This window comes from Streptomyces sp. WAC04114, assembly GCF_019733245.1.
GTDB lineage: Bacteria > Actinomycetota > Actinomycetes > Streptomycetales > Streptomycetaceae > Streptomyces > Streptomyces massasporeus_A.
In genome coordinates, this window is sequence record NZ_JAIGQA010000213.1 from 1 (window position 1) to 12,921 (window position 12,921).

Annotated in this window: 9 protein-coding genes; 4 read left to right on the forward strand and 5 right to left on the reverse strand. The window is 71.8% G+C overall.

From position 1 onward, the window contains the following. Positions 1 to 417 precede the first annotated feature (417 nt). Both K4G64_RS34540 and K4G64_RS34545 read right to left on the reverse strand, forming a co-directional pair. Positions 418 to 2,997, reverse strand: a complete 2,580-nt coding sequence (locus K4G64_RS34540) for an ABC transporter permease (RefSeq protein ID WP_221759855.1) — start codon at positions 2,995 to 2,997, stop codon at positions 418 to 420. Further along, positions 2,994 to 3,782 carry an ABC transporter ATP-binding protein gene (locus tag K4G64_RS34545; RefSeq protein WP_062927290.1) on the reverse strand — a complete coding sequence of 263 codons (789 nt, stop codon included), beginning with the start codon at positions 3,780 to 3,782 and terminating at the stop codon, positions 2,994 to 2,996. Before K4G64_RS34545 ends, K4G64_RS34540 begins: the two co-directional genes overlap by 4 nt. 469 nt (positions 3,783 to 4,251) lie before the next feature. Here K4G64_RS34545 and K4G64_RS34550 point away from each other — a divergent pair, with 469 nt between their 5' ends. The 4 genes from K4G64_RS34550 (at position 4,252) to K4G64_RS34565 (ending at position 8,937) form a co-directional block, all read left to right on the forward strand. Next, positions 4,252 to 5,745: an MFS transporter gene (locus K4G64_RS34550; protein WP_221759856.1), complete on the forward strand. Its 1,494-nt coding sequence runs from the start codon at positions 4,252 to 4,254 to the stop codon at positions 5,743 to 5,745. Between the two features lie 22 nt (positions 5,746 to 5,767). Next, positions 5,768 to 6,295 (forward strand): GNAT family N-acetyltransferase, encoded by a 528-nt coding sequence (locus tag K4G64_RS34555; RefSeq protein WP_221759857.1) that lies wholly within the window; start codon positions 5,768 to 5,770, stop codon positions 6,293 to 6,295. Between the two features lie 576 nt (positions 6,296 to 6,871). Further along, complete coding sequence (locus K4G64_RS34560) at positions 6,872 to 7,327, forward strand: DUF485 domain-containing protein (RefSeq protein WP_221759858.1); 456 nt, start codon at positions 6,872 to 6,874, stop codon at positions 7,325 to 7,327. 29 nt (positions 7,328 to 7,356) lie between these two features. Then, positions 7,357 to 8,937 carry a cation acetate symporter gene (locus tag K4G64_RS34565; protein ID WP_260461383.1) on the forward strand — a complete coding sequence of 527 codons (1,581 nt, stop codon included), beginning with the start codon at positions 7,357 to 7,359 and terminating at the stop codon, positions 8,935 to 8,937. A gap of 147 nt (positions 8,938 to 9,084) precedes the next feature. Here the strand turns inward: K4G64_RS34565 and K4G64_RS34570 are convergent, their stop codons facing one another. From K4G64_RS34570 to K4G64_RS34580, 3 genes are all read right to left on the reverse strand, one after another. Further along, positions 9,085 to 9,972, reverse strand: coding sequence for a DivIVA domain-containing protein (locus K4G64_RS34570; RefSeq protein WP_221759860.1), 888 nt, complete (start codon positions 9,970 to 9,972; stop codon positions 9,085 to 9,087). 175 nt (positions 9,973 to 10,147) lie between these two features. Then, the gene (locus K4G64_RS34575) at positions 10,148 to 10,609 is read right to left on the reverse strand and encodes a carboxymuconolactone decarboxylase family protein (RefSeq protein ID WP_221759861.1); all 462 of its coding nucleotides are present in this window, start codon (positions 10,607 to 10,609) and stop codon (positions 10,148 to 10,150) included. Between the two features lie 215 nt (positions 10,610 to 10,824). Then, the coding region (locus K4G64_RS34580) for an SUKH-4 family immunity protein (protein ID WP_260461380.1) at positions 10,825 to 12,921 on the reverse strand (2,097 nt) is incomplete at its 5' end.

A 12,921-nucleotide genomic window follows, 5' to 3' on the forward strand; every position in this document is an offset into this window, starting at 1 on the left:
GGGCAAGACGACGGGCCTGACGCGCGCCGCGGGCCGGGGGGTCTCCAGCGTACGACGATGCGCGTCCGCGCGGCGGGCCTGTGGATAACGCCCCGTTCCCCCCGGAGCGAACACCCGTTCCCTTCGGGCCGGCTCCCGGGGGCGCCGTCGTCGAGGCACGCGGCAGCACGGCACGCAGTCGGCCAAGCGGGGATTCACCCGCCCAACCTTCACGACATCGCCCCCACCCGCTGTTTTCGCCCGGCATGATCGGTCGGACGTCGCTCCCGGCCGCTCTCCGCACCCGGCTGAACACAAGGCCTCCGGGGGCAGAGAATGCCTCCGGAGGCTGAAACAAGGCCGCCCCGGAGGCGATACCTCCGGGGCGGGCCCATCCTCCGCAACCCCCGTGTGCGGTGGTTCGTACGCGACGTTCGGCTACTCCGTCGCGATCGCGTTCAGGACGTTCATCCGGCCCGCCCGGAACGCCGGGATCAGGGCGGCGAACAGGCCCACGAACGCCGAGCCGATGAAGACGCCGATGATCGTCGGCCAGGGGATGTCCAGGACCCCGAGGCCCTCCAGGGCGAGCAGCTGCTGCGCGGTGGCGCCCCAGCCCATGCCCAGTCCGAGGCCCAGCAGGGCACCGAAGAGGGCGATGACGACCGACTCCATGCGGATCATGCGGCGCAGCTGGCGGCGCGAGAGGCCGATGGCCCGCATCAGGCCGATCTCCCGGGTGCGCTCCACCACCGACAGGGCCAGCGTGTTCACCACGCCCAGGATGGCGACGATGATCGCCAGGGCCAGCAGGCCGTAGATCATGTTGAGCAGCTGGCCGATCTGGTCCTTCAGGGCGTCCTTGTAGTCGGTCTGGTCGCGCACGATGTACTGCGGGTAGTCGTGCAGCGCCGACTTCAGGGACTTGTAGGCGGCGTCCTGCTGCCCCTCCTTGGCACTGGCGAAGACCAGCGAGTCCAGCGGCATCTTGTCGGCCGGGACGTACTTGGCCATCGTCGAGATGGAGGTGTACATCGCGCCGGCGTCGATCACGACGTCGCTGCTGGTGATCGCCCGGACCGTCAGGTCGGCCGCGGAGCCGTCCCTGAAGGCGACCTTGATCTTGGACCCGAGGGTGATGCCGTGGTCCTTGGCGAACTTCTCGTGGACCGACATCGAGTCGGGCTTGTAGGCGTCGGGCAGCTTGCCGGCGACGGTCTCGGTGCGCAGATCGGTCGCGTACGACGGGTCGGCCGCGGTGATCGACGTGTCCTTGAGCGTCTTGCCGTCGGGGGTGGTGAAGTCGGCCTTGCCCAGCTTGTACTCGGTGACCCGCTCGACGTCCGGCGCCGACTTGGCTGCCTTGACGGCCTGCGGGGTGATCAGCTGGCCGCGGTCGTGCTGGATGATGAAGTCCGTGCCGACGGTCTTGTCGAGCTGGTCGGTGGCGGACGCCACCATGGAGGAGCCGACCACGGACAGGCACGCCACCAGGGCGAGGCCGATCATCAGGGCGGCGCCGGTCGCGCCGGTGCGGCGCGGGTTGCGCAGGGCGTTGCGCTCGGCCATGCGGCCGACGGGGCCGAACATGCGCAGCAGGACGGCGCCCAGGACGCGGACCACGGCGCCGGCGAGCAGCGGGCCGATGACGACGAAGCCGATCAGCGACAGCACGATGCCGAGGCCCAGCCACATCGAGCCGTCCTTGGCCTTGTCGGCCGCCGACGCGAGATACAGGGCAAAGCCGCCGGTGCCGGTGAGGACCGTGCCGATCGCGGCGCGGATCCAGCCGGCCTTGGCGTCAGCGGGGGCTCCCGCGTCGCGCAGGGCGGCCATCGGGGAGATCTTGCCGGCGCGCCGGGCGGGCAGGTAGGCGGCCAGGACAGTGACGATCACGCCGAGGACGAGGCCGACCACCGGGGTCGTCCAGGCCACGGTCAGGTCGTCGGTGGACAGTTCCATGCCCATCTGGCCCATGAGCTTCATCAGGCCGATGGCGAGGCCGACGCCCGCGCCGACACCGAGCACCGAGCCGACGAAGCCGAGCAGCAGCGCCTCGGCCAGCACGGAGCGGTTGACCTGCTTGCGGGAGGAGCCGATGGCCCGCATCAGGCCGATCTCCCGGGTGCGCTGGGCGACCAGCATGGAGAAGGTGTTGATGATCAGGAAGATGCCGACGAGGAAGGCGATCCCGGCGAAGCCGAGCATCGCGTACTTCATGACGTTCATGAAGCTCGCGACGTCCTTCTGGTTGGCGTCGGTGGTCTCCTTGGCCGTCTTCACCTGGAAGTCGCCGCCGAGTTCGGCCGTGACGTTCTTCTTCAGCTGTGCGTCGCTGACGCCTGCGGCCGCGGTGACGTTGACGTTGGTGTAGACGTCGCTCTCGCCGACCAGGGTCTGCTGGGCGGTCTTGGTGTCGACGTAGAAGATCGCGGCGCCGGGGTTGGTGACGGTGAAGTCGGCGATGCCGGAGATCTTCGCGGTGTGGGTGCCGATGGCGCTGATCACGCCGAGCTCGTCGCCGAGCTTCAGGTCGTGCTTGTCGGCGGTGTCGGCATCGACCATGATCTGTTCGGGGCCCTTGGGCGCCACACCGGAGGTGATCTTCATGGTGCGGGCGTCGGTGTCGTTCCAGTTGCCCACGATGGTCGGGGCGCCGCTGGAGGGCGACAGGTTGTCCTTGTCGCCGTCGACGACCGTCACCGAGGTGGAGAACACCGTTCCCTCGGCGGACTTCACGCCCTGCGCCTTGCGGACCTCACCCAGCACGGAGGCCGGCATGACCGGCGGCTTGCCGTTGTCGGCGGTGGTCTCGCCGCTGTCGGAGGCGCCCTTGGCGCTCACCGTCACGTCGGAGGAGGTGGCCGCGAAGAGCTTGTCGAACGTGGTCGACATGGTGTCCGTGAAGACGAGCGTGCCGCAGACGAAGGCGACCGACAGCAGGACGGCGATCGCGGAGAGCGCCATCCGCCCCTTGTGCGCGAAGAAGTTGCGCATCGAGGTCTTCATGACGGTCATGACGTGCGCCCCCGGGCGTCGAAGTCCTTCATGCGGTCGAGCACGGCCTCCGCGGTGGGCTTGAACATCTCGTCGACGATGCGGCCGTCGGCGAGGTACAGCACCCGGTCCGCGTAGCTCGCCGCCACCGGGTCGTGGGTGACCATCACGATGGTCTGGCCCAGCTCGTCGACGGACCGGCGCAGGAAGCCGAGGACCTCGGCGCCGGCGCGGGAGTCGAGGTTTCCGGTCGGCTCGTCCCCGAAGATGATCTCGGGCCGGGCCGCGAGGGCCCGCGCCACGGCGACGCGCTGCTGCTGGCCGCCGGACAGCTGGGTGGGGCGGTGCTTGAGGCGGTCGGCGAGCCCGACGGTCTCCACGACCCGTGTCAGCCACTCCTTGTCCGGCTTGCGGCCCGCGATGTCCATGGGCAGCGTGATGTTCTCGATCGCGTTGAGCGTCGGCAGCAGGTTGAACGCCTGGAAGATGAACCCGATCCGGTCCCGGCGCAGCCGCGTGAGCTTCTTGTCCTTCAGACCGGTGATCTCGGTCTCGTCGAGGTAGATCTGGCCGTCCGTCACGGTGTCGAGTCCGGCGAGGCAGTGCATGAGCGTGGACTTGCCGGACCCCGAGGGGCCCATGATCGCGGTGAACTGGCCGCGTGCGATGTCCACGTCGACATGGTCGAGGGCGACGACACGGGTCTCACCGGATCCGTACGCCTTCACGACCTGCCGCGCCCGCGCGGCAACGGCCGTACGCCCTCCAGTACCCCCGTGCCTGGGAATGGTCACAGCCGAAGTCACGGTATGTCTCCTATGTCGGTCAGCAAATGGTGAAGGCGGTCGCCCGGTCGACAGCCGCTGTGCGCGGTGCCGGACCAGGAGTCCGTTCGTCGCGTTGTCAGTCTCGCGGCGGGGAGGGGTCCCGCGCCCTGGTGTTCAGCGCAGTCTTTTGCTGTGGAAAACCCCACCCCCGCCGGTGTGCCAACCGCCCCCCGGCGGCGTAAAGCCAGGTTAAGGACGAGCCCCCGCCCGTCTCGTCCTCCGCCGGTACGAACCCTCCCCAGGTCGTAGTACGGAGGTACCCCTAGGGGCAGTCCACCGCAGGGTGGAGGCGATCTCAGGGTTCGCTCCACCCCTCGGCCCAGTCAGGCTCCACCCTCCCGCTGCGTCAGGGTCAAGTGGGAAGCTGTCCGCGGCAGGTAGGTGCAAGGGGCAGGCATACGACGGGACCCGTGGCGCGGGCGCGGCCGGGGCGAGGGGGAGGCACCGGGTGGGCAGCACCAGTTCCGCGGCACGAGAGGCCGCACGTCCCGCCACGACCGGCCGGCGCGGAGCCGTCGTCGCGGCGCTGATGCTCTCGATGGCACTGGCGGCGCTCGACGCGACCATCGTCTCGACGGCCGTTCCGCAGATCGTCGGGGACCTCGGCGGTTTCTCCGTCTTCTCCTGGCTGTTCTCCGGCTATCTGCTGGCGGTGACCGTCACCCTGCCCGTGTACGGCAAGCTCTCCGACACCTTCGGCCGCAAACCGGTCCTCATAGCCGGGTCCGTAATCTTCCTGCTCGGGTCCCTGCTGTGCGCGGTGGCCTGGAACATGGGGGCGCTCATCGCCTTCCGCGTCGTGCAGGGCCTGGGCGGCGGCGCGCTCCAGGGCACGGTGCAGACCCTCGCCGCCGACCTGTACCCGCTGAAGGACCGGCCCAAGATCCAGTCGAAGCTGTCGACGGTGTGGGCGGTGTCCGCGGTGGCCGGCCCGGGCATCGGCGGGGTGCTCGCCGCGTACGCGGACTGGCGCTGGATCTTCCTGATCAACCTTCCGATCGGCGCTGTCGCGCTGTGGCTGATCGTCCGTCACCTCCACGAGCCGGAGCGGGAAGCCACCCCGCACGCGCGCGTGGACTGGGCGGGCGCGCTGGCGGTGTTCGCCTGCGGCGGCGTTCTGCTCACGGCCCTGGTGCAGGGCGGAGTGGCCTGGCCGTGGCTGTCGGCGCCCTCACTGGCGCTGTTCGGTACGGGACTCGCCCTGGTCGCGGTCGTGGTGCTGGTGGAGCGCCGGGCGGCGGAGCCGATCATCCCGGGCTGGGTGTGGCGGCGCCGTACGAACGCCGCGGTCAATCTCGCCCTGGGCGCGCTGGGCCTGCTGATGGTCGCGCCGTCGGTCTTCCTGCCCACCTACGCCCAGTCGGTACTGGGCCTCGCACCCGTGGCCGCCGGATTCGTGCTGTCCGTCTGGACGTTGAGCTGGCCGGTGTCGGCGGCACTGAGCCAGCACGTGTACCGCAGGATCGGCTTCCGCAACACGGCCATGCTGGGCATCGGCACGGCCGCGCTGATCCTGTTCGCGTTCCCCTTCCTGCCCTATCCCGGGCAGGCGTGGCAGCCGACCCTGCTGATGCTGCTGCTGGGCGCCGCGCTTGGTCTGTTCCAACTGCCGCTCATCGTCGGTGTGCAGTCGACGGTGGGATGGGCGGAGCGCGGTACGACGACCGCGTCCGTGCTGTTCTGCCGCCAGACCGGCCAGACGATCGGCGCCGCGGTGTTCGGGGCGGTCGCCAACGGGGTGCTGGCCGCCAGGCTCGGCGGTGCGGGCGACCTGGACTCGGTGACGCGGGCGCTCGATTCGGGCACGGCGCCGGAGGCGACCCGGCGTGCGATCGCCGACGCGGTGCACGCGGTGTACCTCGGCGCGGCGGGCGCGGCGGCCCTGGCGTTCCTGGTGCTGCTCTTCCTCGCGCCCCGGAAATTCCCGGTGCTCAAGGACTGAGGGCGTCCGTATCCTCACGCCCATGGTGACGTTGGAGCCCCTGCGGGCGGATCACGCGGACGCGCTGCTGGCGTTCGAGCGGGAGAACCGGGCGTACTTCGCGCGTACGGTGCCGGACCGGGGGGACGCCTTCTTCACGCCGGCCGGGTTCGCCGCACGGCTCCGGGCACTCCTCGACGAGCAGCACGCGCGCGTGTGCCGCTTCCATGTCGTCCTCGGGGAGGACGGCGAGCTGATCGGCCGGGTGAACCTGATGGATCTGGCGGACGGCGCCGCCGAACTCGGCTACCGCGTCGGCGAACAGGCCGCGGGCCGGGGCGTGGCGACGGCGGCCGTCGCACAGGTGTGCCGACTGGCGGCGACCGACTACGGCCTGACGTCCCTCACCGCGCGCACGACCCTCGACAACACCGCTTCCATGAGGGTCCTGACCCGCAACGGCTTCACGTGGGTGGAGAACACGACGGTGGGTGGACAGCCGGGGGTCCGTTACGTGCGCCGGTCCCTCGACGCCGTCCCCGACAGGCCGCAGGGCACCCCTAGGGCGTGACCCCGACCCGTTTCCGGGCCCGCACACTCTTTCGGGTGACGCGGAGTGACGGGCGCTGCGTGTCTGCTGGTGGCATGGACTTCAACAGGCGCACGGCGACGACGGCAGGACTCGGGGCGACGGCAGCGGGGCCCGGGGCGATGCCGAGGGGAGGCGGCGGGCACCGCCTGGGCGACCGCGCCCGGGAGGGTGACGGGGCACCGTGCGGGCGGAGCAGGAGACACGCATACGCGTGCCGGCGGGGGGCCGGGTCGGAGTCAACTTCACAGTCCGCGCGAGCAGTTCGGTCACGCGCGTCGGACCGACCGGCGGCTGGTCTTCCGGGCGATGCTCGACGACCGCGCCGACGTACCGGCGTCCGTGGCGCTGATCCACCTCGGGTGACACGCCCGGACCTGCGAGGAATCTGAGTTAACGCGGGTAACACCCGAGGTCGGAAAGATAAGCGCGTACCGACCGATCAGTTTGCCGAAACCCTCGCGCTGGACCCCTGCTCCGAAGTAGCGTGCGTGGCTCCCGCCCCCCACCTCCCTGCGGCCCGCCGCACCGGATCCCACCCTCGCAAGGAGAACCGGGATGTCCTACGACCCGTCCCCGTCCTACCCGTACCGACCACCCGATCCATCCCCGTCCCCGGCCTACGACGCCTACACGTACGACACCTACCCCTGGGCACCGCAGGAGGCGCCCGAACCGGCCGGACGGCGTCCCCAGCGCCACGCCGCGCTCGGTCAGCACAGCGACCTGCGGGTCCTGCGCAGCGCCTACCGCTGGCAGCGACGCGTGGCGACACTCACGGCGCTCGGCTACTTCGTCCTGTTCCTGATCCTGTCGGCGTTCGCGCCGTCGTTCATGACGAGCACCGTCACCGACGGCCTGCCCCTCGGTCTGCTGCTCGCGCTCATCCAGGTCCCCGTGACCTGGCTGGCCATCGCCCTGTACGAGCAGACGGCCCGCCGCCGCGTCGACCCGATCGCGGACCGCATACGCAAGCACGCCGAGCTGGACGCGAAGCGAGAGGGGACGCGGTGAACACCGACTTCAGCGGCAACGCCCAGGCCATGTCCCTGGTCGGCTTCTCCGCCGTCGCAACGATCACGCTGCTGCTGTGCGTGATGACGGGCCCGGACCGGGACGACCTGGACGAGTTCTACACCGGCTACAGCTCCCTGTCCCCCATGCGCAACGGCCTGGCCATCGCGGGCGACTACATCTCCGCCGCGACCGTCCTCGGCACCGGCGGCGTCATCGCCCTGTTCGGCTACGACGGGATCGTCCTGGCCCTGAGCACGGCGCTGTCGCTGATGCTGCTGATGTTCCTGCTGGCCGAACCGCTGCGCAACGCGGGCCGGTTCACCATGGGCGACGCGCTGACCCGCCGGATGCCGGGACGCGGTGTCCGCATCGCGGCCTGCGCGGTGACCCTGGCGGCGCTGCTGCCGCTGATGCTGGTCCAGCTGGCGGGGACCGGACAGCTGATGGCGTTCATCCTCGGCTTCTCCGGCGAGTCACTGCAGACCGGCTGCATCATCGGCGTGGGCGCGCTGATGATCAGCTACGCGGCCATCGGCGGGATGAAAGGCACCGCCCTCATCCAGATCCTGAAAATCGTGATGCTGCTCGGCTCCGGCATGATCGTCGCGGTGCTGATCCTCAACCGGTTCGACTGGGACCCGGGAGCCCTGTTCGACGCGGCCGCGCAGAACAGCGGCGTGGGCTCGGCGTTCCTCTCCTCGGGCCTGCAGTTCTCCGGCGGCCCCAGCCCCGACCTGGACATGATCACCGCACAGCTGACGGTGGTCCTCGGCGGTGCCGTCCTGCCGCACGTCACCATGCGCATGTACACGGCCTCCAGTGCCCGGCAGGTGCGGCGCTCGATGTCCTGGGCGGTGTCGGCTGTGGCCCTGTTCGTGCTCGTCATCACGGTCGTCGGGTTCGGAGCGACCGCGCTGGTCGGGCGGGAACTGATCGCGCAGGTCGACCCGCAGGGCAACACGGCGTATCTGCTCGGATCGAAGGCGGCGTTCGGCGCGGACGTGTCGTCGGCGGAGACGCTCCTGTTCACGACCGTCACCACGGCGGTCTTCCTCACGGTGCTCGCCTCCGTCGCCGGCATGATCCTGGCCTGCGCCAACTCCCTCGCGCACGACGTGTTCGCGGCCCGGGTGCAGGAGATGTCACAGCGGCGCGAGATGACCGTGGCCCGGCTGTCGGCACTGGCCGTGGGCGTCCCCGCGATCCTCCTGGCCACCCAGGTCCAGCACCGCAGCCTGCAATGGCTGGTGACGCTGTCCTTCTGCCTGGGCGCCTCGGCCATCGCGCCCGCGCTGGTCTACAGCCTGTTCTGGCGCCGCTACACGCGAACGGGCCTGCTCAGCACGCTCATCGGCGGCTCCCTGGCGGTCCTGCTGCTGATGCCGGGCACCAACCTGGTCTCCGGCTCACCCGTCTCGGCCTTCCCCGAGGCCGACTTCAACTGGTTCCCGTTCACCACCACGGGCCTGCTCTCCATACCCCTGGGCTTCGCCTGCGGCTGGCTGGGCACGATGGCCTCCGGCCACCGGAAGTCGGAGGAACAGCGCCACCAGTACGAGGCGGTGGAGGGCTGGATCCTGGCGGGCGCGGCCCGCAGGGACCAGTAGCGCGGGCGGCACGGCAGCCGGTGACGACTCGCCGTACCCCGACCCCAGGACCTCTGATCCACAACCTCTGAGCGCGGGGCTCGGACTTACGGGGTCACCACTTCCTGCAACCCGAGGCGGCCGCCAACGGGCGGCCGCCTCGGCGCCTCATTCCGCCGCCACCCGCCCCGCCCAAGCCGTGAGGCTGGTGTGGACGAGGTCGATGTGGGACCGGGCGTCGTCTCGTTGCCCGGCGTGTTCGCGGAGGAGCCGGTCCGTCTCCTCCGCCACGTCCCCGGCGTGCTCGCGGGCCCGGACGACCAGCTCCTCCGCGTGGGCGCGAGCCTCCTCCTCCAGGTCGCGGGCGGAGTCCTCCGCGTCGGCGAAGGCCTGCTCGGCGTCGGACAGCACTTCCTCCGCGCGCGTCAGGGCCTCCTCGTCGTGCGCGTCCGACGCAGCCTCGCGGGCGGCCTCCTCGTGCTCCGTCTCCGCCCACCGTTCGGCGTGCTCCTTGGCCTGCTCGGCCAGCATCCCGGCGGTGCGCCGGCGCATCTCCCGCAGCGCGGCCACCGCCTCGCCCCGCTCTTCCTCCGCCTCACCCCTCGCCACGCCCCGGATCTCGTCGGCCTCGGCGTGTGCGGCCAGCAGCCGCTGACGGGCGCGTTCGTCGCCGTCGGCGCGTACCGCATCGGCGCACGCCCGCGCGGACTCACGCACGCCGGCCGCGGACGACCGTGCCGCGTCCACGCGTTGCCGCGCTTCCCGCAGCGCACCCTCCCGTACCGCAGCGGCCTCCTGCTCGCCGAGTTCGAAGAGCCGCCGTGCACGATCCCCGAGCGTCTCGTAGTCCTGCGGGGCGAGCCGGGCCACAGCCTCGCGCAGCCGCTCCAGTTCCTCGTCCATCCGCCGGGCGAGCACCGTCAGGCGGGCCGCCCTCTCCCAGGCCGCGTCCCGGTCCGCGGAGAGGGACTCGGCGTACGCGTCGACCTGCTCGGGACGGTAGCCGCGCCCCCGCACGGCACAGAAGCCGTGCGGTGACGCCGTCGCGCTGCTCATCCGGGCCCCTCTCCACCACACCGATGCGCAGGCACGCGCACCGGTGCGAAGTCGCGTAAGAAATGGGTGATTTCGCGCACATCTTGGTGGATCAGGCGGAAGTGTTCATAATGCGACACTCCGCAAAGGGGTCACGGGCCATGATCCGTGCGGGCCGGACGGGCCGAACGGGCCGTCAGCCCCAGGTGGTTCCCGCCGGCTCCTGGATGGTCGTGTTGATGCGGTTGAACATGTTGGTGACCGCGACGGTGAGGATCAGCGCGGACAGTTCCTTCTCGTCGAAGTGGTCGGCCACCTCGTCCCACAGCCCATCCGGCACCGACTCCCCCGAGAGGTCGGAGAGCCGCGTCATCGCCTCCGTCAGCTGCAGCGCGGCGCGCTCGGCGTCCGAGAAGAAGGGCGCGTGCCGCCAGGCGGCGACGGCCGCGATGCGCTCCTCGCTCGCCCCGGCCTTGCGGAGGTTGGCCACGTGCCCGTGCACGCAGGCCCCGCAGCCGTTGATCTGGCTGGCGCGCAGCCCGACGATCTCCGCCACGTCCGGTGCCAGGCCGCCCTCTCCGATCGCCTGGAAGAGGGTGCCGATGCCCTTCATCGCGCCGGAAAGGACGTACGCCGGGTTCGTCATCCGTGCCTGCATGATCTCTGCCTCCTGTGTCGGCGGTGCGTCGTGCGTCGCTGTCACTGCACTGACGAAGCAGCGGAGGAAGGTGTGACAGCCCGGCGCGAAGAATTTCGGCACGGGCACGAAGCACGGGCACGAAACGCGGGCACGAAGCACGGGCATTAAAAGAGCCGGGCCCGGTCGTACGAGCGACCGGACCCGGCTCCTTGCGGCACGTCAGCGGCGAGGCGTCACAGCAACCCGTCCCACATCTGCTCCAGCAGCACCGACCACCAGCTCTCCGGCGACCCCAGTGCCGCCGGGTCGAGCGCGGCCAGCTGGGCCTGGAAGTCGACGGTCCAGCGGCCCGCCTGCTCCTGGTTCAGCCCGAACCGCAGCCGCCACATCCGCCCGAGCAACGCCAGACAACGCGCGAACTCCGGCAGCCCGGTGTTCACGAACTGCGGCGGCACGGGCGCCCCGCCCGGCCCCGCCTCCACCGGCACGGCGACGATGTTCGCCGTGCCGTACTGCACGCAGATCGCCTTGCCGAAGTCGCTGCCCATCACCAGGTAGGAACCGGCGTCCGAAGCCGACTGCACCCCGCGCTCGGCCGCCAGCTCCGCCAGCGTCGGAACCGGCCGGCCGGGCTGCGCCTGCGCCCAGAAGAACGGGCCCATGTCCATCGGCAGTCCGGCCGCCACCAGCGTGTGCGCCACCACCGGCGGCACACCCTGACGCGACACGGCGGCCTGCTCGAACCGGAACACCCCCGGCCCGAACGCGGCCCCCAGCTCCTGCCCGATGGCCTCCGGCGGGATCGGCGGCGCCATCTGCACCGGCGGCAGCGGAGCACGCACCGGCGCCGGGCGCGCCGGGCCGTCCGCCACCTGGTGCAACTCGCCCTGGTGGGCCAGCAACTGCTGCATGCCCTGCTGTCGGCTCGCGTGGTCCGTGCCGTACGGCGCGATGCTGGTGATGCGCGCCTGCGGCCACTGCTCCCGGATCATCCGCGCGCAGTACGCACCCGGCAGCTCGCACGACTCCAGCTCGGTGTGCAGCTCCAGCACCTGGTCCGGGGGCACGTTCATGGCCCGCAGCTCGTGGAAGATCTGCCACTCCGGGTGCGGCGTACCCGGCGCGGAACGCCGGATCAGCTGCTGCTCGGAGCCGTCCTGCGCGCGGTAGCGCAGCACGGCCTGATAGCCGGGCCCGACCGTCGGCTGCCCGGTGGGCTGCTGCGGATAGCCGTACGCCGGCGGCTGCCCGGGGACGGGCTGGCCTGGCGGCGGCATCGCGCCCGGGGGCATCGCCCCGGGCGGCATACCGGGTGGCACCGCGCCCGGCATCCCCGGCGGCATCGGCTGCGCACCGGGCGTGCCAGGGGCCCCCGGTGCGGCACCGGGGGCGCCGGGTGGTGCGCCGGGGGCCTGCGGAGGCGGAGGCACGCCGGGGCCGCCCGCCGGGGGCGTGGCCAGCATGGTCTCGGCATGGTGCACGGGACCCGGGCCGCCGGGAGCACCAGGGGCACCCGGAGGCTGCGGCGCGCCGGGCGGGCCCGGCGGGTTGGGAGCACCCGGCGGGTTCGGCATCCCCGGGGGCTGGGGCGCACCCGGAGCACCGGGCGCCCCGGGGGGAGCCGGAGGCTGCGGCGCACCCGGGCCCATCCGGTCCGGATCGGCAAGCATCGTGGCAGCGTGATGGACGCCGCCGGGCGGCGTGCCGCCCGGAGCACCCGGAGCACCAGGAGGCTGCGGCGCACCCGGAGGACCGGGCGGGTTCGGCGCACCCGGCGCACCAGGGGCCCCCGGCGGCGGCAGCGGCGTGCCCGTTCCCGAAGAGTGCCCGGACGTGGATCCGGATCCGGGTCCACCCGGACCGTCAGGCCCGAGCGCCGACACCATCTGCGTGGGCACGTAGCCGCCCGCGGGAGTGCCTGGCACCCCGGGCCCCGATGGCGCAGGCGTGCTGCCCGGCTGAGCACCGGGCGTCCCGGGGGCACCCGGGGGAGGCGGAGTGGTCGGCCCCGTACCCCGACGCCCAGGCGGCGGAGCGGCCTTGCTGGTCGCGGCGTCTGCGATGTCCCCGGCGTTCGGAGCGGCCCCCGGCCCGGCGGCCGGCGGAGGCGTACTCCCCTGCGGAGCCTGCGGATACCCGTACGGCTGCCCGCCGGGCACAGGCGGAGGCGTACTGCCCTGCGGCACACCACCGGACGGCATCCCCGGAGCGCCCGGAGCACCGTGCGGCGTCCCCGGAGCACCCGGAGCACCGTGTGGCGTCCCCGGAGCACCCGGAGCACCGTGCGGCGTCCCCGGAGCACCCCCCGGGCCTGCCGGATAGCCGTACCC

What these genes read in the sequence shown, in the direction of transcription:
- K4G64_RS34570 (WP_221759860.1), bottom strand. Translation starts at nt 9,972, where the DNA reads ATGAGCAGCGCGACGGCGTCACCGCACGGCTTCTGTGCCGTGCGGGGG.
- K4G64_RS34540 (WP_221759855.1), bottom strand. Translation starts at nt 2,997, where the DNA reads ATGACCGTCATGAAGACCTCGATGCGCAACTTCTTCGCGCACAAGGGG.
- K4G64_RS34575 (WP_221759861.1), bottom strand. Translation starts at nt 10,609, where the DNA reads ATGCAGGCACGGATGACGAACCCGGCGTACGTCCTTTCCGGCGCGATG.
- K4G64_RS34565 (WP_260461383.1), top strand. Translation starts at nt 7,357, where the DNA reads ATGTCCCTGGTCGGCTTCTCCGCCGTCGCAACGATCACGCTGCTGCTG.
- K4G64_RS34555 (WP_221759857.1), top strand. Translation starts at nt 5,768, where the DNA reads ATGGTGACGTTGGAGCCCCTGCGGGCGGATCACGCGGACGCGCTGCTG.
- K4G64_RS34560 (WP_221759858.1), top strand. Translation starts at nt 6,872, where the DNA reads ATGTCCTACGACCCGTCCCCGTCCTACCCGTACCGACCACCCGATCCA.